Source organism: Nitrospirillum iridis (assembly GCF_014205765.1).
GTDB lineage: Bacteria > Pseudomonadota > Alphaproteobacteria > Azospirillales > Azospirillaceae > Nitrospirillum > Nitrospirillum iridis.
Genome location: NZ_JACIIZ010000008.1, coordinates 155,260 through 174,152, shown reverse-complemented (window position 1 = coordinate 174,152; position 18,893 = coordinate 155,260). Strand labels below are relative to the sequence as shown.

The window sequence follows — 18,893 nt, the reverse complement described above, 5'->3', positions numbered from 1 at the left end:
CCCATCGGCGCGCGATGCTAAGGCGGGTGTCGCGCTGGGCACAATACGCGCTGCTCGCCGGTGGGGCCCTCACCCTGGCCTGGGTTTGCCTCTACGCCGTGATGGACCCGCCGGGCACGCCCCTCATGCTGATCCGCCGGGTGCAGGGCGTGCCGGCCAGGGGCTGGGCGCCGGTGCCGCTGGACCGCATCGCGCCCGCCTTGCAGCGGGCCGTCATCGGCGCGGAGGACAGCCGCTTCTGCAGTCACCACGGCGTGGACTGGGGGGCGGTCGACGCCGCCCTGGACGAGGATGAGGATGGCCACACGCTGCGCGGCGCCAGCACCATCAGCCAGCAGACGGCCAAGAACGCTTTCCTCTGGCCCGGCCGCACCTGGCTGCGCAAGGGAATGGAATTCGGCTTCACCGAACTGATCGAGCTGATCTGGGGCAAGCGCCGCATTCTGGAGATGTATCTGAACATCGTGGAATGGGGCGATGGCCTCTATGGGGCGGAAGCCGCGGCCCAGGCCTATTTCGGGGTGTCGGCCGGCGCGCTCACGCCGTCGCAGGCTGCGGCGCTGGCTGCGGTGCTGCCCAGCCCCCGGAAGTGGAACGCCCGGCACCCCGGCCCTTATGTCGCCCGGCGCATCGGCATCCTGGAACAGCGGGCGGCCATCGTCGCCCGTGATGGGCTGGATGCCTGCGTGCGCCGCTGACCCCATGCCCATGGGACCGCATGCTTCTGCGACCCCATGCTCATGCGACGCAGTATCGCGCGGGCATCCCTTGTGCGACGCTCTGAGAATCACTATTAATTTCCAGGACGACCCGGGCTGTTCCCCGGGTCAGCCCCCTTTACGGGTCCCGGCGACGGGGTCCAAGGCGTTCGCGATGCACATCTCCTCCCGTCCAGCCGCCGCCCCTGCCGTGCCCGATACCGGTCGGACCACGCTCCCCGCCGATGCCCGCCCGCTGAGCCGCGCGGCGAAGGGGGAGGTGGGACGGGTTGTTCGCGTGGGTTTGGACGGTGTCATCCATGACAGCCTGAACCCGGAAGAGCTGGAACGCCGGCTGCTGGAGATCGGCTTCGTCGAGGGCGCGCGGGTTGAGATCCTGCATGAGGGACTGTTCGGCCGTGACCCCATCGCCGTCCGGGTGGACGACATGCGGGTGGCGCTGCGCCGCCGGGAGGCGGAGGCCATCCTGATCACCCGCTGGCAGCCGGATGGGGCGTCCCCCGCCGGCGCCGCCTTGCACGTCATCGCTGAAGATACCCGTCCATGAGCCTGGCAAGCCCCTTCAGCCACGGCGGCGCCCCGCGCATCGCCCTGGTTGGCAATCCGAACTGCGGCAAGACCGCCCTGTTCAACGCGCTGACGGGCAGCCGTCAGAAGGTCGCCAACTACGCCGGCGTGACGGTGGAGCGCAAGGAAGGCAGCTTCACCACCCCCGGTGGCCACCGCGTCCAGGTGCTGGACCTGCCGGGCACCTATTCCCTGCGGGCGCGCAGCCCGGATGAGGAGGTGACGCGCGACGTGGTGCTGGGCCGCTTCCGGGGTGAGGCGGAGCCGGACCTGCTGGTCTGCGTCGCCGACGCCACCAATTTGCGCCTGGTGCTGCGCCTGGTGCTGGAACTGAAGATGGTGGGGCGGCCGCTGCTGCTGGCCCTCAACATGTTCGACATCGCCAAGCATCGCGGCATCGAGATCGATGTCGACCGTCTGTCGGCGGAACTGGGCGTGCCGGTGGTGCCCACCGTGGCGGTGCGCCGCGCCGGCACCGTGGATCTGCTGAAGCGCATCGACGCCGCCGCCGAAGGACTGGAGGTCGTGGCGCCCGGCACGGGCAACACCTGGCACGAGCCCTCGGCAGAAGAGGTGCGCGCCACCCACCGCGAGGCGGAACGCATCATCAAGCTGGCGGTCCGTCCGCCCACGCGGCCGGACACCTGGACCACGCGGCTGGATACCGTGCTGCTGAATCCGGTGGCGGGGCTGCTGATCCTGCTGACCATCCTGTTCTTCATGTTCCAGGCGGTGTTCACCTGGGCGCAGCCGGTGATGGATGGCATCAAGGCCGGCTTCGACGGCCTGTCCGCCTGGATCAACGGCACCCTGCCGGATGGCCTGCTGCGCAGCCTGATCACCGACGGTGTCATCGCCGGCGTGGGCAGCGTGGTCGTGTTCCTGCCGCAGATCGTCATCCTGTTCACCTTCATCATCCTGCTGGAAGATTTCGGCTACATGCCGCGCGCGGCCTTCCTGATGGACAAGATCATGGGCGGGGCGGGGCTGCACGGCCGTGCCTTCATCCCCCTGCTGTCCAGCTTCGCCTGCGCCATCCCCGGCATCATGGCCACGCGCGTCATCGACAACCGGCGCGACCGGCTGGCCACCATCATGGTGGCGCCCTTGATGACCTGCTCCGCCCGCATCCCCGTCTATACCCTGATCATCTCGGCCTTCGTGCCGGACCGGACGGTGGGCGGCGCCTTTTCGCTGCAGGGGTTGGTGATGTTCGGGCTGTACGCCGCCGGCATCCTCAGCGCCCTGCTGGTCGCCTTCGTCATGCGCCGCCTGGTGTGGCGCGGCACGGTGGAGCCCTTCCTGATGGAGCTGCCGGCCTACAAGGTGCCGGACGCCAAGAACCTGGTGATGGGGGTATGGACGCGGGCCAAGGCCTTCCTGCAGCGCGCCGGCACCACCATCCTCAGCATCATGATCCTGATCTGGTTCCTCAGCTCCTTCCCCGGCGCGCCGGAGGGGGCGACCGACCCCGCCATCGATTACAGCATCGCCGGCATGGTCGGCCATTGGCTGCAGCCGCTGGTGGCGCCCATCGGCTTCAACTGGCAGATGACCGTGGCGCTGATCCCCGGCATGGCCGCGCGCGAGGTGGCGGTGGCGGCGCTGGGCACCGTCTATGCCGTGGGCGGGGGCGAGGAGAACGTGTCCGCCCTGATGGACACGCTGGGCCACAGCTGGTCGCTGGCCACCGCCCTGTCCTTCCTGGCCTGGTACGTGTTCGCGCCGCAGTGCGCCTCCACCCTGGGGGTGGTGCGACGTGAGACCAACTCGCTGAAATGGCCCATCATCATGTTCGTCTACATGACGACGCTGGCTTACCTGGCGTCGCTCGCCACCTACCACATCGCCGCCAGCCTGGGCTGGGCGTAAGGGGACGATAGGATGCAGCAGGTCATCGTCGGTCTGGTGGTGGTGGCGGCGCTGGCCTGGGTGCTGCGCCCCAGCGTGATGCGCATCGTGCGCCGCCGTCGGGTGGCGGCCGGCAAGGCCCCGGGCCCGTGCGGCAGCGACAACTGCAACTGCGGCGGCTGAGGCGCAACCGTATCCCGCAGCGGGTGCCCCCGGTTGACGTGAAAAGCCGCTACCTTGGCGCCGGCCGGTTGGCCAGGCGCCACTGGGTCGCCTGGCTGTAGCGTTTGGCCAGGAAGTGGTAGGTGCGCTTCATCAGCGCCTCCAGCTGCGGGCTCTTTTCCACGACCACGCTCTTCCAGCCGTCCAGCACCTCGTCCCAGGGCAGCAGCGACTGGTGCAAATCGTCGCGCATCTCCCGGATATAGCTAATGTTCTGGTCGAACTTCTTCAGCATGGCCAGGATTTCCCCGGTCTGCGCGTCCACCTGGGCGAATCTGGCTTCCAGGTCGGTGATCGGTGGCAGCGACAGGGTCTGCATGCGCACGATCTCTTCCTTGACGATGCGCTCCGCCTTGTAGATGCGGTGGGCCGTCTCCAGGCCCTGGCGGATGGTGTGCAGGGTCTGGGCCCGCTCCCGCAACGCCTCGATATAGGACAGTTCCTTGGCCAGCATGTCGATGCGCAGGCCAAGCTCCTCGTCCGGGTCGCCACTCAACGCCAGCCGGTTGGCGATCATGCGGAAGGCTTCGTGGACACGGGCCTTTATGTTGGGATCCTCGACCAGCTGTTCCAACTGTTCGGGACTGGACACCACCGTCTCGCCACCCGTCAGCCAGGTGACCAGCTGCACCGTCAGCCGGCCGCGGGCCACGTTGTAATGACGGTCGTCCACCCGCCAGCTGGCGGTGCCGTCGATCAGCTCATTGGGGATGGTGTCGCCCGGGCGGATTTCGCGGACGTACTGCAGGCCCTTCGCCGCCATGGTCAGCAATTGCCCGTCAAAGGATTTGGGCTGGATGCCGAACTCGGTGCACAGCTTTTCGATGGGCACCTCGACGTCCAGCTTGCCCAGCTTCATGCACATCACGGGCTCATCGTTGCCCTTGGACAGGATGAAGCGGCAGCCCTCCACCGTGAAGACCTTGTGGTCGAACAGGAAGTGGGTGCTGCGGTTGGCGGCGGGCTGGATGCCGGTGCTCATGGGCGAGGGACGAACCTGATGATGGCGCTTCGATGCCACCCTATCACGTTTGGCGAAGGCTGCATCGCCGCCGGTGGATCGGGATGCCAGCCTTGCGGCAGGAACAGGAAACCTCTTTCCGTACCGGGCGCCGCACGGTAGTTTTGCCGGCTTCGGGGTTTGCCTGCAAGGCGGCCCCCCCATCATTGATGTCCCGGTGGGCGCGCGGTGCAGCGCCGCGCCCACCGGGATGCGTTTTTCAAGGTCCGGATGGGTCCGGACGAATTTCGGGGTCCTATGACGCAATCGCCGGCTGTCGCTGTGGACGATCAGGCCAACACGGCCATCCTCGTTCGGGATTTGCATAAGCGGTTCGGCGAGACGGAGGTGCTGAAGGGCGTCTCCCTGACGGCGCGGGACGGCGACGTCATCTCCCTCATCGGGTCATCCGGGTCGGGCAAAAGCACGCTGTTGCGCTGCATCAACCTGCTGGAGACACCGGATGAGGGCCAGGTCTGGGTCAATGGCGAACTGATCCGCATGGGCCGCGACCGCCGCGGTCAGGCGGTGCCCGCCGACCGCCGGCAGGTCGATCGCATCCGCCAGCGCCTGGGCATGGTGTTTCAAGGGTTCAACCTGTGGACCCACATGACCGTGCTGGAGAATGTCATCGAGGCGCCGGTCCACGTCCTGGGCGTGCCCAGGCCCGAGGCGGTGGACCGGGCCAAGGCCTTGCTGGACAAGGTGGGCCTCAGCCAGCGCCAGGATTATTATCCCAGCCAGCTGTCGGGCGGGCAGCAGCAGCGCGCCGCCATCGCCCGCATGATGGCGATGCAGCCCCGCGTCATGCTGTTCGACGAGCCGACGTCGGCGCTGGATCCGGAACTGGTGGGCGAGGTGCTGCGCGTCATCCGTCAATTGGCCGACGAGGGCGCCACCATGCTGATCGTGACGCACGAGATGGCCTTCGCCCGCGACGTCTCCTCCCATGTCCTGTTCCTGCACCAGGGACGGGTGGAAGAGGAGGGGACGCCCGACGAGGTGTTTGGCAACCCCCGCAGCGAACGCTGCCGGCAATTCCTGGCCCGGCGCGCTTAAGGCATATTGGACAACAAAGAGCGGCGGCCGATCGGACACCGGGTGTTGATGCGGACCGTCCCGTCATTGGTTTCTTAGGGGGTTTCATGAAGAAGCTGGTCTTGGGCCTTATCGCCGTGGCGGTGGTCGCCGGTGGGGCGTACCTGGCGATGCACCGCACGCCGTCCGGCGTGGGCGCGCCCGCCATGACGGACCGTGGGGTGCCCAATCCCCTGCGCGTGGCGACCGAGGGGGCCTATCCCCCCTTCAACGTGGCGGAGCCCGACGGCACCCTGAAGGGCTTTGAGATCGACCTGGCCAAGGATCTGTGCCGGCGCATGGGCGTGACGTGCGAGATCGCGGCCCAGGCCTGGGATGGCATCATCCCCGGCCTGCAGGCCGGCAAGTATGACGTCATCCTGGCCGGCATGTCGGCCACGGACGAACGCCGCCAGGCGGTGGACTTCACCGTGCCCTATGTCCTGACCCCCGCCTATTTCGTGGCGCCGAAGGACAGCCCGCTCACCAAGATCGACTTCGGGCTGCAGCGCCTGGACCTCGCCAACCTGGATGAGGCCTCGACCCAGGCGCTGGACAAGCTGAAGGCGGCGCTGAAGGGCAAGACGGTGGGGGTTCAGGTCGCGACCATCCACGCCAACTTCCTGGACACCTATCTGGGCGACACGGTCACCATCCGCCGCTACGACACCCTGCAGAACCTGTCGCTGGATTTGGCCACCGGCCGCGTCGACGCCGGCCTCGCCGACATGACGGGGTGGCAGCCTTTCCTGGAGGGGACGGATGGGCAGAACGCCGCCACCTTCGGCCCCGGCATCACCGGCGGCCTGCTGGGCCCCGGCATCGCCGCCGCGCTGCGCAAGGACGATGGCCGCCTGCTGGACGCGCTGAACAACGCCATCACCGCCGCCAAGGAAGACGGCACCATGAAGAAGCTGGCGGAGCAGTGGTTCCACTTCGACGCGTCGGCCAAGTAGTCGGGTGTTCCTTCAGGCGCTTAAGGCTTTGTTTTGGAGCGTAGCGACCAGGCACCGACGGGGCCGCCGGAGATTTCCGGGGAACGTGGTGGACTGGAAATCGAGGACAAGCCAAGGCGCGGATGCGCCGCCGGCGTTTGAGGGACTGTAATGCTCGACCTGTTGGGCTTTGGAGGGCGGGGCTGGGGTTTGCAACTGCTGCAGGGCATGGGGATGACCGTGCTGGTGGCGGTCTCGGCCTATCTGTGGGGGCTGCTCCTGGGCGGCATGGCGGCGACGTTGAAGCTGTCCGGCCATCGGGGCGGGCGCGTGGCCGCGGACGTCTACACCACCATCGTGCGCGGCGTGCCTTCGCTTCTGGTCATCTATTTGCTGTTCTTCGGCGGCAACAGTGCCGCCACCTGGGTCGCCACCCTGTTGGGCTTCAACGGGCCGGTGGAGCTGTCGGCCCTGCCGGTGGGCATCCTGGCGGTGGGCACCGTCTCAGGTGCCTATTCGGCGGAGGTGCTGCGCGGCGGCGCCCTGGCGGTACCCCATGGCCAGGTCGAGGCCGCCAAGGCCCTGGGCATGGGCCGCTGGCTGACCTTCCGCCGGGTCCTGCTGCCCCAGACCCTGCGTTATGCCCTGCCGGGCCTGGGCAATGTCTGGCAGCTGACCCTGAAGGACACCTCGCTGGTATCCGTGGTGGCCCTGGTGGAGCTGATGCGCGTGGCCTATCTGGCCCAGGGCGCCACCCGCCAGCCTTTCCTGTTTTTCACCACCGCCGGCCTGCTGTATCTGGGGCTCGCCGGCCTGTCGGGGCGGCTGTTCGCCCGGGCCGAGGTTTGGGCCGGACGCGGCGTGCGGAGGGCCGCCCGATGAACTCTCCCCTCCTCTCCGCCTTGATGGCCGCCTTGCCGCAGTTCGTTAGCGGCACTTGGCTCACGGTGCAGTTGGTGGCCCTGTCGCTGCTGTTGGGCCTGGTGCTGGCCACGCTGGTGGCCGTCCTGCGCCTGTCGCACCTGACGCCGGTATCCTGGGCCGCGCGCGGTTACATCCACGTCTTCCGCTCCACGCCGCTGCTGGTCCAGATTTTCCTGATCTATTACGGCTTGGGCCAGTTCGACGCCGTGCGTCAGAGCGTGCTGTGGCCCCTCCTGCGCGAACCCTACTGGTGCGCCATCATCGCCTTCACCCTCAACACCGGCGCTTATACGGCCGAGATCATGCGGGGTGGCATCGAAGCCGTCCCCCATGGCCAGGTGGAGGCGGCACGGGCCTGCGGCATGAACGGTGCCTTGCTGTTCCGCCGCATCATCCTGCCGCAGGCCTTCCGCCAGGCGCTGCCAGCCTATGGCAATGAGATCATCCTGATGCTGCAGGGCAGCGCCCTGGCCAGCATCATCACCCTGATGGAACTGACGGGCGTGGCCAAGGCCATCGCCGCCCGCACCTTCCAGCCCATCGAGGTCTTCTGCCTGGCGGGCGCGGTGTACCTGGGCATGAGCTTCGTCATCACCCGCGGCGTGCACCTGGCGGAACGGCGGTTGAACCCGGCCCGGAAGTAGCCCCCGGGACGCCGCCAGGCCGATTGGTCCATGGTCCATCCGGGGGATGGCGGGTGGTGCTGGCCGTCGCACCTTGGGCAATTCTGTCTGTTTCCCCTTGAGTTGCCGCCGGATTGCTCTGCATAAAGGCGGAATTCCTTCCGCCTTCATTCCCAAGCAGGATCATGACGAAGACCTATCTCAAGGCCTTGCGCGGCCGTGGCGTGCGCGCCGCCACTTCCCTGTTGGCCCTGGCGTGCGCGGGCGCCGCCGCCCCGGCGCTGGCCGCCGGCCGGGATCCCGATCTGCTGGCCGTGGGTGTCGGCATCTACGACCAGTCGTGGATCGACCCGCCGGCGTTCTTCCAGGTGGATGCCGACACGCCGCACGACCGCAGCCAGTTCGTCACCGCCGAATACCGTTTCGGCTGGTCGCTCGTCCGGGTGGACGACTGGTTCGCTGTGAAACCGCTGGTGGGCGTGATCGAAACGTTCAAGGGCAGCTTTTACGGCTACGGCGGACTGCAGGCCGATTTCACCTGGGGCCACTTCTTTATCACCCCCAGCGCCGCCGCCGGTTACTACGCCAAGGGCGACGGCAAGGACATGGGCTATCCGCTGGAGTTCCGCACCCAGATCGAAACCGGCTGGCGCTTCAACAACGGCGACCGCCTGTCCTTCGCGCTCAGCCACATCTCGAACGCCGAACTGGGCAAGACCGTCACCATCCCCGGTACGCCGCGCACCCGCACGGTCAACCCGGGCGCCAACAACCTTGTGGCCTACTACAGCTTCGCCCTCTGAGAGTCTTCTGGGGGGCGGCGGTGTGAGGATGGCGGCGCGGGGGTGACCTCGCGCCGCTTTTCTTGGTGCGCGTGATGCGGTCGTCCGGCGAACATGTGGCCGGGCGAACAGGGGCCGGCCGAACATGCGAAAAGACGAACCACCTGGCCCGCCTGTCTCACTGCGTCACTGTCTTGGAAGGGGATTTGGTGGAGCCGAGGAGGATCGAACTCCCGACCTACGCATTGCGAACGCGTCGCTCTCCCAGCTGAGCTACGGCCCCACACTCAAATCCGGCGGCGGGGCTTGCCCCGGGGCGCCTGAAGTGGGCGGGATAATGCTCAGGGGCGGGGGGCATGTCAAGCGCCCATTCTGCCGATTTGGTGGAATGTCTGTGCGGAAAGCCGGGCTGGGCAGGCCCGATGGGACCGCTTCGGTCCCCGCTGCTGCGTCCACCGCCGGCCCGGGCTGGACAAGGGGGCGGGCCGCCCGTAGGGTGGCGGCCATGCCGTTGAAACCATTGGGGACGGAACCGCCATGGATCCTTTGATCCGCACCATCCTGGAACTGCTGCTCACGGTTCTGAACCTCTACTGGTATGTGCTGATGGCCAGCGCCATCCTCAGCTGGCTGGTGTTCTTCGGGGTGATCAACACCCGCAACCGCTTCGTCGCCACCCTGATCGACATCACCTACCGCCTGACCGAACCGGTGCTGCGCCCCATCCGCAACGTCGTGCCCAACCTGGGCGGCGTCGACATCTCATTCATCGTGCTGATGCTGATCATCTGGGCCATCGAGCGCTTGATCATCAACTACATGGCCAGCGCCCTGATGTTCCATTAAGGCGATGGGACCCGACGCCAAGCCGGCGGTGGAGGCGGTGGCGGGTGGTGTGCGGGTGCATCTGCGTGTCACCCCGCGCGCCTCGCGCAACGCCGTCTTGGGAACCATGGACGGGCCGGAGGGACGCCAGCTGCTGAAGGTGGCCGTCACCACCGTGCCGGAGGATGGCAAGGCCAATGAGGCCGTGCTGAAGCTGCTGTCCAAGACCTGGCGCGTGCCCAAATCCACCCTGACCATCGTCGCCGGCCTGACCGACCGCAACAAGGTGGTGGCGGTGGCGGGGGACACCAAGGTGTTGTTGGCGACGATACGCGCCTCCTGGGGAGACTGAACCCTTCCCGTCAGAAGCGGGATAGCAGCGCGTCCAGCACGGCGGACAGGCCGAGGCTGAGCCACCACAGCCAGAAGGTGGTGCGTCCTTGGTTGATGCAGGTCGCCCGCTTCCAAAGATACACGGGTGTCAGCAATACCCAGAGGAAGGAGACATTCCGTCCCAGCCTGTTCAGGGTTGGTCGGATCATTTCCCGATCCAACCCAACCAGAATCAGATAGATGATGGCGCCGATAAAAGCGCTGACCCGCGGGATGTCGCCGGGCGGCGTTCCGGGAATTCGTCGCAGCTCGTGTTCGAACAGTGTCTGGATGGGCGGCACGATCAGCATGCCGTAGACGAAAACGTTGCGGATGGGGCGTTCCAACCCAGGGGGCCGTGCGCCGTGCCTCTCCGGGGCGCTGTCGGGGGTGGTGTCCGCCGACGAGAGGGGCCGATCCGTCACGATTTCTCCTATTCCGCGTTCCGCGCATTTCTTCGCCGAAGCCTATGTCGATGTTCGGAGTGTGCCAAACACAAAGTCCCGGCCCGGCTTCATGGACGGGGTTTTCCCGCGTCATCGCCGTTGAACGATCTCGCCGCCCGGGCGCTATTGCCGGCTTGCGTTTAGAGCGTCTCGCCCAAAAGCGATTGCGCCTTCGCGCGGGCCGCTCTGTCGGCGCGCCATGGTCGTGCTACCGCTTGGCCCCCTTGCTGGGGTAAGATTAAACATCCCAGCAGCGAGGCCCCATGCCCCCCCCTAAAAAGCCGGCTCCCCAGGCCAAGCCCAGCGCCTTGGACCAGATGATCGCCGACTGTGTCAAGAAGGCGAAGGCGCGCAAGCGCTCCGGCCAAACCGACAAGGAATGGCGGGCGAACTATTCCGCCTCGCTCAAGAGCGAGGAACGGGCAGCGCCGATGAGTGAAACACCATTCGCCGGGGATGCGTTCAAGAAGAAATAGGGGGGTGCCGACGGCGGTCGGCCTCCTCAGACCCGCCGGGCGGATTGTGACCAGTCCGACCCGATGGTGGATAGGGTGCGGTATGGTCCGCTGCCCCCCTCCGGAAGGGAGGGCTTCGCGTTGTGCCTAAGGGAAGCCCCCTGGCTCACCAGCCCCGGTTCAGGCCCGCAACGGCGTGAGCGATCCACATCTCCGAGCAAAGACGAACAATCGGAATATATATTTAGACATATTTATGACGCGCCCAATGTTGGCCTATAAATTGGCAGCGCAACTTAGAAATAGAAATCCATAAAGTCCCGCACCTGGCGCCTATAGGGCTTTACGGGTTAGAAAAATTGAAATTCCATGGCTGCTTTGCTCTCTGTTCATGCCCCCAAAGCCGGCGGATCTTCCGTTAGGCGTATTCTTGCAAGTATTTATGGGGATAGCATGAAAGTTGACTATGCCGACAACCCTGCGAATGCTGTGGGGCAGCGTATTTTGGATCCAAGCCGATATATGAACAGAAGGGAGCGCATCCCTGAAGGGGTTTCGTGTATCCACGGGCATTTTCATCCCGGAAAGTATGAAATATCTGCTGCTGATGTCGTGTTTACCATTCTTAGGAATCCAGTCGATAACATAATATCGATATATTACTTCTGGAAATCCATGTCGCGCCAAGGCGACTTCTTGCATGATTATTTTCTTGATCATAATTTGTCTCTACTAGAGACGGCGAAAATCCCCATACTCAGATATTTGTACTCAAGGACATACTTCGGAGACTTCCCTATGGAGCGCTTCGATCTGATTGGTCGGCATGAGGACCGTCAGGCGGCGCTGCTGAAACTCGCGCAGCTTATCGGCCGGCCGCTGGACGTGTCGGTAAGGGACAACGTGACCCCCCCCTCGGATGCGCGGGCTGAAGTGGAGAACGATCCCGTGCTGCGCGGGCGTTTGGCTGACATCCTGGCGGATGACATGCGCTTTTATGAGCGTCATGCCCTTGGTTAAGGCGAGCCGGATGGCCTGCTCGGGCGGCACCTCCTCCGCTCTCTGAGCCGGCGCCAAAGAAAAAGGCCCCACCCGGTTTCCCGGACGGGGCCTTTTCCGACATGACGATGATAATGCCGCCGCTTACTGCTTGCCGGCCATGGCGCCCAGGCGCAGGCGGAGCGCGTTCAGCTTGATGAAGCCTTCAGCGTCCTTCTGGTTATAGACGCTGTCGGCCTCGAAGGTGACATAGTCCAGGCGGTACAGCGAGTTCGGGCTCTGGCGGCCGACCACGCGGGCGGAACCCTTGTACAGCTTCAGGCGCACCACGCCGGTGACGCGCTTCTGCGTTTGGTCGATGAGCGCCTGCAGGGCCTCGCGCTCCGGGCTGAACCAGAAGCCGTTGTAGATCAGCTCGGCATAGCGCGGCATGACCTCGTCCTTCAGGTGCATGGCGCCGCGGTCCAGCGTCAGGCTCTCGATGGCGCGGTGGGCGACCGACAGCAGGGTGCCGCCGGGGGTCTCATACACGCCGCGGCTCTTCATGCCGACGTAGCGGTTTTCCACCAGGTCCAGGCGGCCGATGCCGTTGGCGCCGGCCAGTTCGTTCAGGCGGGTCAGCAGGGCCGCCGGGCCCAGCTTCTCACCATCCACGGCCACCGGGTCGCCGCCCTCGAACTCGATCTCGACATAGGTGGGGGTGTCCGGCGCCTTTTCCGGGGCGACGGTGCGGGTGTACATGTCCTCGTCCGGCTCTTCCCACGGGTTCTCCAGCGCCTTGCCCTCGTAGGAGATGTGCAGCAGGTTGGCGTCCGTGCTGTACGGGGCCTCGCCGCGCTTGTCCTTGGCGATGGGGATCTGGTGCTTCTCGGCGAACTCCAGCAGGGCGGTGCGGCTGTTCAGCGTCCACTCGCGCCAGGGGGCGATGACCTTGATGTCCGGCTTCAGGGCGTAGTAGCCCAGCTCGAACCGCACCTGGTCGTTGCCCTTGCCGGTGGCGCCGTGGGCCACGGCGTCGGCGCCGACTGCCTTGGCGATCTCGATCTGGCGCTTGGCGATCAGCGGGCGGGCGATGGAGGTGCCCAGCAGGTAGACACCCTCATACAGGGTGTTGGCCCGGAACATGGGGAAGACGAAGTCGCGCACGAACTCGTCGCGCAGGTCGTCGATGTAGATGTTCTCGGGCTTCACGCCCAGCAGCTCGGCCTTCTTGCGCGCGGGCTCCAGCTCCTCGCCCTGGCCCAGGTCGGCCGTGAAGGTCACGATCTCGCACTGATATGTCTCCTGCAGGTATTTCAGGATGACGGAGGTGTCGAGGCCGCCGGAGTAGGCGAGGACAACTTTCTTGACGCTCATGACAGGTACGCCCGCTTTGCTGGGTGGGATGCGTCGCGGACGTTATCCCCCGGGCGCCCGGCTGGCAAGATTATGGCGTCTGTGGCGACCGCATCCCCAGCCCCCATGGGCGTGGGAGCTATGACATTTCCGATCTGCCCGGCCTTTGTGCGTCATCCCTTCTGCCGGGGCCAGCGCGTGTAGGCCAGGTACCACAGGGCGGGAACGCCCAGGATGGGGAAGTACAGCAGCAGCGCCCAATAGGGGTTGCGGCCCACCTTGGCCAGCACCAGGCCGGCGGCGCAAACGGCGATGGTGGCCAGGATGACGACGATCAGCAAGGCGGCCCAGTTGGGCAGCAGCAGGCTGAGGGCGGGGGCGTAGGCCAGGGGCAGCATGGGCGCTTACTCCGATGCCGCGGCGGCTGGGGACGCCGCGCGTTCGCGCTTCAGGCGCTCCCGGGGGTGCATCTTGGGCTGGCGGGCCGGCAGGACCGGCCAGGGCGTGCGGGCCAGCAGCACCAGGAAGATGACGGGGCCCAGCAGCGGCAGGGCCAGCCACAGCGGCCAGGGGCGGGGCAGGCCCGCCCGCCGGACCAGGCGATAGGCCGGCCATAGCAGCAGGGCCGTCACCACGACGTGGATCAGCAGGCTGTTGACCAGATCGGTACCGAGATCCAAAGCGCGCGTCCCTATCATCCGTCCTCACGTCACGGGGCGGATGATAGCCAAAGCCGGCTGGGGATTACAGTGTGCCGGTCGCGGCGAGGCCCGCTTCCTTTTCCGCCACCTGGGCGGCGTACTCGGCCTGCAGGGCCTTGTGCGCTTCCAGGGCCGCGATGCGGGCCTGGGCGGTGGGCTTGGTGCTCTCGCTCTTCAGCTGGCCGCAGGCGGCCAGGATGTCGCGGCCGCGCGGGGTGCGCACGGGCGAGGCGTAGCCGGCGTTGTTCACGAAGTCGGCGAACTTGGTGATCTGCTCGTCGGTCGAGCACTCGAACGGCGCGCCCGGCCAGTAGTTGAAGGGGATCAGGTTGATCTTGGCCGGAACGCCGCGCAGCAGGCGCACCAGTTCGCGCGCATCGGCCAGGCTGTCGTTCACACCCTTCAGCATGACGTATTCAAAGGTGATGCGGCGGGCGTTGCTGAGGCCGGGATAGTCCCGGCAGGCCTGCATCAGTTCCTTGATGGGGTACTTGCGGTTCAGCGGCACGATGCGGTCGCGCAACTCGTCATTCACCGCATGCAGGCTGACGGCCAGGTTCACGCCCAGCTCCGCCCCGCACTGCTTCATCATCGGCACGACGCCGGAGGTGGACAGCGTGATGCGGCGCTTGGAAATGGCGATGCCCTCGCCATCCATGACGATCTTCAACGCCTTGGCGACATTGGCGTAATTGAACAGCGGCTCGCCCATGCCCATCATGACGATGTTGCTCAGCATGCGCCCATCGGGCGGGGCCGGCCATTCGTCCAGGTGGTCGCGCGCCAGCATGACCTGACCCACGATCTCGGTGGCGTCCAGGTTGCGCACCAGGCGCTGGGTGCCGGTATGGCAGAAGCGGCAGGTCAGGGTGCAGCCCACCTGGGAGGAGACGCAGAGCGTGCCGCGGTCTTCCTCGGGAATGTGGACGGTTTCGATCTCCTGGCCATCGGGCATGCGGGCCAGCCACTTGCGCGTGCCGTCCTCGCTCTTCAGGTCCTTCACCGCCGTGGGCCGGTCGATGACGTACAGGTTGGCCAGCGTCTCGCGCACGCCCTTGGCCAGCGTGCTCATCACCGCGAAGTCGGTGGCGCCGCGATGGTAGATCCAGTGCCACAGTTGGCGCGCGCGAAAGCGCTCCAGCCCGGCCCTCGCGACCTCAGCCTCCAGATCGTCCCGCGACAGGCCGACCAGGTTCACCCGCCCGTCCGCCCGAGGAGGCGGCGGGGCGAATTCCTTCATGTGATTTTCCACGCCCATGGCGCCGATACATGGGGCAGATCGGCCCGGGAGTCAAAGGGGGGACTCGGGAAAAATGCGCGGGGCGGGGTTGCGTCCACCCCCGGCGCCCGCTATCGCAATGACCAAAGACGGGGAGGGAGCGATGACCCTGCATCAGGTGACGGTGGCGGACGGTCTTGGGCTGGCGGTGGCGGAGGGGGGCAAGGCCGATGGGCGCCCCATCCTGTTCCTGCATGGCTTCGGACAAAGCCAGCGCGTCTTCCACGGCCAGTTTCATGGACCCCTGGCGGCGGAGTTCCGCCTGCTGGCGCTGGATCTGCGCGGCCATGGCGCCTCTGGCCGGCCGGACGATGCGGCCGCTTATGGCGACGGGCCCCATTGGGGCGACGACGTGGCCGCCGTGCGGCGGGCCCTGGGGCTGCAAGGCGTGGTGTTGGCGGGGTGGTCCTATGGCGGCGCCGTCCTGGCCGATCATGTGGCGGGACACGGCACGGACGGCATCGACGGCACCGTGTTCGTCGGCGCCTGTCCGTTGCTGGGCAAGGCGGCGGCGCCTTACATGGGGCCGGATGCCCGGGCCCATTTCCCGGCCATCCTGTCCGATGATGTCGCGGCGCAGGAGGTGGGCGCCCGCGCGCTGGCGTTGGCGTTGGGAAAGAGGGATGGCGGGGAGGTTGAGTCGGCTGTGGCCGACACCATGTCGGTGCCCCTGGCGGCCCGCCGGGCCATGATGCGCCGACGGACGGACCACGCGGCGACCCTGGGCGCCCTGGACCGGCCGGCGCTGGTCATCCATGGCTCGGCGGACGGCGTCGTCCTGCCCGCGATGGCCGATTGGCTGGGGCGGACGCTACCCGATGCGGTGGTTCGCCTGTATGAGGGGGTGGGCCACGCTCCCTTCGCCGAGGATGCGGCCCGTTTCGATGCCGACCTGGCGGCGTTCGTGCGGGGTCTTTAGGCGCCTTCCGCCAGATCCAGCAGGTCGTCCATGTCCTGGATCTGCACCTTGTTGCCTTCCAGCAGGCTGATGACCCGGCTGGTCTTCAGCTGGGTGAAGGTGCGGCTGACGGTTTCGGTGGTCAGGCCCAGATAGTCGGCGATGTCCGCCCGGCTCATGGGCACGTGCACGGGGTTGGTCTTGTGGCCGCGCCGGCTGGCCCGCTGTGACAGCAGCAGCAGGAAGGAGCAGATCTTCTCCTTGGCCGTCTTGCGGCCCAGCAGCAGCATCTGGTCCTGCGCCGCCGCCAGCTCATTGGAAGCCATGGAGAACAGGCGGCGCTGCATCTTGGGGAATTCGTCCAGCAGCGCTTCCATGCGCCGCCGGGGGAAGCGGCAAAGCGACACGGGCGTCACCGTCTCGGCCGTATACGCATAGCTGTCGTTGACGGACAGGCCGAAGAAGTCGCCGGGCAGCAGGAAGCCGGTAATCTGTCGCCGGCCATCGGGCAGCAGCTTGTAGACCTTCACCGTGCCGGAGGTGACGTTGTACAGCGTCTCCGCCGGCTCCCCCTCGCCGAACACGGTATGGCCGGGATCAAAGCGGGTGGTCTGCAGGATCTCCGCCAGGCGACGCAGCTCTTCCGCTTCCAGCGCGGCGCAGACGGTCAAGGTGCGCACGGTGCAGGCGCTGCAGGGATGAATCTCCGCCGCGGGGTCGGCCTTGGTGTTCGCGTCCCGGGAATAGGCAAAATCGATGGTGCTCATCGCCTCACTCCGCTTAAGACGTCACCAGCCTACCCCAGGGGTAAGGGCCCCCAAAACGCGGGCGCTACGGGTGGCGTAAACAATTTATACGGCAGATCCGTTGTTTTTGGATCCGTTTTTCCCGCCCGGCGCGTATGGCGGACGGTTCGGCGCAGCCCTTCGTTCCCCAAGCAGTGCCGTGGGATCAGCATATAGCCACGGAACGATCCGGGGAAAGACCGCAAATGGCGCCGACTGGCTTACTCCAACCATCCGAATATTCTTTGATCTAGATCATGGTGGGCGGGCGCGCGGCACCCTCAAATGAGCGATCCCTCAGTCTCGGATTTGCGCCTCCATGCCCACCTTCGTGACCCGACCCCTGGATGCCCGCCAGGTTGACCAGGCCTATGCGTTGATGCGCCCCTTCTATCCGGAGCTGACGGTGGAGCGGTGGCGCGACCACGCCCAGGCTCTGCTGGCGCCCGGCAGCCGGGGCGGCATCGTCACGGTTCAACTGGACCATCGCTACATGCATGGCCTGTTCTCCTACCTGCTGGTGCCGGATCTGGGCCATCGGCTGGGGCTGCAGGTGGATGTGTTCGTGGCGCTGGACCTGTTCGACCCGGAGGGGGCGGGGGATGCCCTGTTGGCGGAAATGGATCGCATCGCCCGCCAAAACGGGTGCGACGCCATCCACATCACCTTGCCGGACAGCCAGGTCAAGACCCACCCCTTGCTGGCCCGTTTCCGCGCGCTGGGCCATCTGCCCGAGGGGCGGCGCCTGTGCAAGCATCTGGCGGGGGAACCGGCCCTGGCCTGACGGCTTCGGGTGGATAGCCCCGTTATCGGCGACGGGAGCCCTTGCGCCCTTTGCCATTGTGCCGGAGGCGGCGCGCGCTATGCTCCCGCCCCATGACTGACAAGCTCCCCACCCTGCTGTTCCAGGCGGGCCGGCACAAGCGTGTGGCCGGCGGCCACCCCTGGGCCTATTCCAACGAAATCCAGATGGACGCCGCCGCCAAGGCCCTGCCCAAGGGCGGCCTGGTGCGGCTGGCCGACGCCGGTGGCGGCGTGCTGGGCATCGCCACCTTCAACCCCCACACGTTGATCGCGGCCCGGGTGCTGACCCGCGACCTGTCGGTGACGGTGGACGCCGGCTTTTTCGCGGAGCGTTTCCGCGCGGCGGCGAACCTGCGTGACCGGCTGATCGGCCGGCCCTATTACCGCCTCGTGCATGCCGAGGCTGACGGCCTGCCGGCGCTGATCGTCGACCGTTATGGCGATGTGCTGGTGGTGCAGGCCAATTCCGCCGGCATGGACCGCCTGTTGCCCCAGATCCTGGAAGGCCTGGCGGCCGTGTTCCCCGGCGCCGCCGTCATCCTGCGCAACGACAGCGCCGCCCGCGGCCTGGAAGGCGTGGAGGAGGAGGTGCGGGTGGCCGTGGGCACGGTCGACGGCCCCCTCCAACTGGAGGAGAACGGCGCCACCTTCTTCGCCGACCCGGCGGGTGGGCAGAAGACGGGCTGGTTCTACGACCAGCGCGACAACCGCGCCTTCGTCGCCAACCTGGCCAAGGGCCGCTCGGTCATCGACTTCTACAGCTATTGCGGCGGCTTCGGTGTCCTGGCCGCCACCCGGGGGGCCGCGCGCACCGTGCTGGTCGACCGGTCGGCCGGCGCGTTGGAACTGGCGGGCAAGGCGGCGGCGGCCAACGGCGTCGCCGACCGCGTGGAACTGCGCAAGGCCGACGCCTTCGCCGAGCTGGAGCGCCTGGCCGAAGCGGGCGAGACGTTCGAGGTGGTGATCTGCGATCCGCCGGCCTTCGTGAAGTCCAAGAAGGACCTGGCCAACGGCACCCGCGCCTATGCCAAGCTGGCCAAGCTGGGGGCCCAGATCACGGCGCCGGGCGGCATCCTGCTGGTGGCCAGCTGCAGCCACAACATGCCGGCCGACCTGTTCGCCGAGCAGGTGGCCAAGGGGCTGAAGGATGCGCGCCGCCAGGGCCGCATCCTGCGCTTCGCCGGCGCCGGCCCCGACCATCCGGTACACCCCTTGCTGCCGGAAAGCGCCTATCTGAAGGCTGAGGTTCTGGCGCTCGACTAAAGAACGAGGGACTCCGCCGGGGCTTGGCGGC

23 protein-coding genes and 1 tRNA gene are annotated in these 18,893 nt (G+C 66.7%); 16 read left to right on the top strand and 8 right to left on the bottom strand.

Annotation, left to right across the window (positions count from 1 at the left end; genetic code table 11):
- Positions 1–26 precede the first annotated feature (26 nt).
- The 4 genes from mtgA to FHS74_RS15485 all read left to right on the top strand — a co-directional run bounded on the left by mtgA (position 27) and on the right by FHS74_RS15485 (position 3,320).
- Positions 27–698: a monofunctional biosynthetic peptidoglycan transglycosylase gene (mtgA, locus tag FHS74_RS15500; protein WP_343066924.1), complete on the top strand. Its 672-nt coding sequence runs from the start codon at positions 27–29 to the stop codon at positions 696–698.
- Between the two features lie 175 nt (positions 699–873).
- Complete coding sequence (locus tag FHS74_RS15495) at positions 874–1,266, top strand: FeoA family protein (protein WP_184802095.1); 393 nt, start codon at positions 874–876, stop codon at positions 1,264–1,266.
- Positions 1,263–3,158 (top strand): ferrous iron transport protein B, encoded by a 1,896-nt coding sequence (gene feoB / locus FHS74_RS15490; protein WP_184802093.1) that lies wholly within the window; start codon positions 1,263–1,265, stop codon positions 3,156–3,158. The genes FHS74_RS15495 and feoB overlap by 4 nt, the downstream gene beginning before the upstream one ends.
- Positions 3,159–3,170: 12 nt before the next feature.
- Entirely contained in the window at positions 3,171–3,320 is a 150-nt protein-coding gene (locus tag FHS74_RS15485) for a hypothetical protein (RefSeq protein ID WP_184802091.1), read from the top strand.
- Positions 3,321–3,369: 49 nt separating this feature from the next.
- On the opposite strand, the gene FHS74_RS15480 is transcribed toward FHS74_RS15485, so the two are convergent.
- Positions 3,370–4,341, bottom strand: a complete 972-nt coding sequence (locus FHS74_RS15480) for a hypothetical protein (RefSeq protein ID WP_184802088.1) — start codon at positions 4,339–4,341, stop codon at positions 3,370–3,372.
- Between the two features lie 276 nt (positions 4,342–4,617).
- Between FHS74_RS15480 and FHS74_RS15475 the strand changes: the two genes are divergently transcribed.
- From FHS74_RS15475 to FHS74_RS15455, 5 genes are all read left to right on the top strand, one after another.
- The gene (locus tag FHS74_RS15475; RefSeq protein WP_184802086.1) at positions 4,618–5,418 is read left to right on the top strand and encodes an ABC transporter ATP-binding protein; all 801 of its coding nucleotides are present in this window, start codon (positions 4,618–4,620) and stop codon (positions 5,416–5,418) included.
- An 86-nt stretch (positions 5,419–5,504) separates the two neighbouring features.
- A complete protein-coding gene (locus FHS74_RS15470) occupies positions 5,505–6,392 on the top strand; it encodes a transporter substrate-binding domain-containing protein (RefSeq protein ID WP_184802084.1) in 888 nt (295 codons plus the stop codon).
- 150 nt (positions 6,393–6,542) lie between these two features.
- Positions 6,543–7,253 (top strand): ABC transporter permease, encoded by a 711-nt coding sequence (locus FHS74_RS15465; protein WP_184802079.1) that lies wholly within the window; start codon positions 6,543–6,545, stop codon positions 7,251–7,253.
- Positions 7,250–7,939, top strand: coding sequence for an ABC transporter permease (locus tag FHS74_RS15460; protein ID WP_184802077.1), 690 nt, complete (start codon positions 7,250–7,252; stop codon positions 7,937–7,939). The genes FHS74_RS15465 and FHS74_RS15460 overlap by 4 nt, the downstream gene beginning before the upstream one ends.
- 164 nt (positions 7,940–8,103) lie before the next feature.
- On the top strand, positions 8,104–8,721 hold the full coding sequence (locus FHS74_RS15455; RefSeq protein WP_184802076.1) for an acyloxyacyl hydrolase: 618 nt from the start codon (positions 8,104–8,106) through the stop codon (positions 8,719–8,721).
- A gap of 186 nt (positions 8,722–8,907) precedes the next feature.
- Here the strand turns inward: FHS74_RS15455 and FHS74_RS15450 are convergent.
- Positions 8,908–8,983: transfer RNA gene (locus tag FHS74_RS15450), tRNA-Ala, on the bottom strand.
- 254 nt (positions 8,984–9,237) lie between these two features.
- Between FHS74_RS15450 and FHS74_RS15445 the strand changes: the two genes are divergently transcribed.
- Positions 9,238–9,546 carry a YggT family protein gene (locus tag FHS74_RS15445; protein ID WP_211106327.1) on the top strand — a complete coding sequence of 103 codons (309 nt, stop codon included), beginning with the start codon at positions 9,238–9,240 and terminating at the stop codon, positions 9,544–9,546.
- Positions 9,547–9,550: 4 nt separating this feature from the next.
- Positions 9,551–9,877 carry a DUF167 domain-containing protein gene (locus tag FHS74_RS15440; protein WP_184802074.1) on the top strand — a complete coding sequence of 109 codons (327 nt, stop codon included), beginning with the start codon at positions 9,551–9,553 and terminating at the stop codon, positions 9,875–9,877.
- A 10-nt stretch (positions 9,878–9,887) separates the two neighbouring features.
- Here FHS74_RS15440 and FHS74_RS15435 read toward each other — a convergent pair whose 3' ends face one another.
- Entirely contained in the window at positions 9,888–10,322 is a 435-nt protein-coding gene (locus FHS74_RS15435) for a hypothetical protein (RefSeq protein WP_184802072.1), read from the bottom strand.
- A gap of 329 nt (positions 10,323–10,651) precedes the next feature.
- Between FHS74_RS15435 and FHS74_RS15430 the strand changes: the two genes are divergently transcribed.
- Positions 10,652–10,819: a hypothetical protein gene (locus FHS74_RS15430; RefSeq protein ID WP_184802071.1), complete on the top strand. Its 168-nt coding sequence runs from the start codon at positions 10,652–10,654 to the stop codon at positions 10,817–10,819.
- A 348-nt stretch (positions 10,820–11,167) separates the two neighbouring features.
- The gene (locus FHS74_RS15425; RefSeq protein ID WP_184802069.1) at positions 11,168–11,818 is read left to right on the top strand and encodes a hypothetical protein; all 651 of its coding nucleotides are present in this window, start codon (positions 11,168–11,170) and stop codon (positions 11,816–11,818) included.
- Between the two features lie 123 nt (positions 11,819–11,941).
- Here FHS74_RS15425 and FHS74_RS15420 read toward each other — a convergent pair whose 3' ends face one another.
- The 4 genes from FHS74_RS15420 to rlmN form a co-directional block, all read right to left on the bottom strand.
- Positions 11,942–13,153 carry an argininosuccinate synthase gene (locus tag FHS74_RS15420; protein WP_184802067.1) on the bottom strand — a complete coding sequence of 404 codons (1,212 nt, stop codon included), beginning with the start codon at positions 13,151–13,153 and terminating at the stop codon, positions 11,942–11,944.
- Between the two features lie 152 nt (positions 13,154–13,305).
- On the bottom strand, positions 13,306–13,530 hold the full coding sequence (locus FHS74_RS15415) for a hypothetical protein (RefSeq protein WP_184802065.1): 225 nt from the start codon (positions 13,528–13,530) through the stop codon (positions 13,306–13,308).
- 6 nt (positions 13,531–13,536) lie between these two features.
- Positions 13,537–13,812, bottom strand: a complete 276-nt coding sequence (locus FHS74_RS15410) for a hypothetical protein (protein ID WP_184802063.1) — start codon at positions 13,810–13,812, stop codon at positions 13,537–13,539.
- 64 nt (positions 13,813–13,876) lie between these two features.
- Entirely contained in the window at positions 13,877–15,091 is a 1,215-nt protein-coding gene (rlmN, locus tag FHS74_RS15405; protein WP_184802061.1) for a dual-specificity RNA methyltransferase RlmN, read from the bottom strand.
- A gap of 124 nt (positions 15,092–15,215) precedes the next feature.
- On the opposite strand from rlmN, the gene FHS74_RS15400 reads away from it, so the two are divergent.
- A complete protein-coding gene (locus tag FHS74_RS15400) occupies positions 15,216–16,031 on the top strand; it encodes an alpha/beta fold hydrolase (protein ID WP_246463157.1) in 816 nt (271 codons plus the stop codon).
- Here the strand turns inward: FHS74_RS15400 and FHS74_RS15395 are convergent.
- The gene (locus FHS74_RS15395) at positions 16,028–16,777 is read right to left on the bottom strand and encodes a Crp/Fnr family transcriptional regulator (protein ID WP_246463156.1); all 750 of its coding nucleotides are present in this window, start codon (positions 16,775–16,777) and stop codon (positions 16,028–16,030) included. The two genes, FHS74_RS15400 and FHS74_RS15395, sit on opposite strands and share 4 nt — an antisense overlap.
- 337 nt (positions 16,778–17,114) lie before the next feature.
- Between FHS74_RS15395 and FHS74_RS15390 the strand changes: the two genes are divergently transcribed.
- On the top strand, positions 17,115–17,579 hold the full coding sequence (locus tag FHS74_RS15390; protein WP_184802057.1) for a hypothetical protein: 465 nt from the start codon (positions 17,115–17,117) through the stop codon (positions 17,577–17,579).
- A gap of 92 nt (positions 17,580–17,671) precedes the next feature.
- A complete protein-coding gene (locus FHS74_RS15385; protein WP_184802055.1) occupies positions 17,672–18,862 on the top strand; it encodes a class I SAM-dependent rRNA methyltransferase in 1,191 nt (396 codons plus the stop codon).
- Positions 18,863–18,893: the final 31 nt, after the last annotated feature.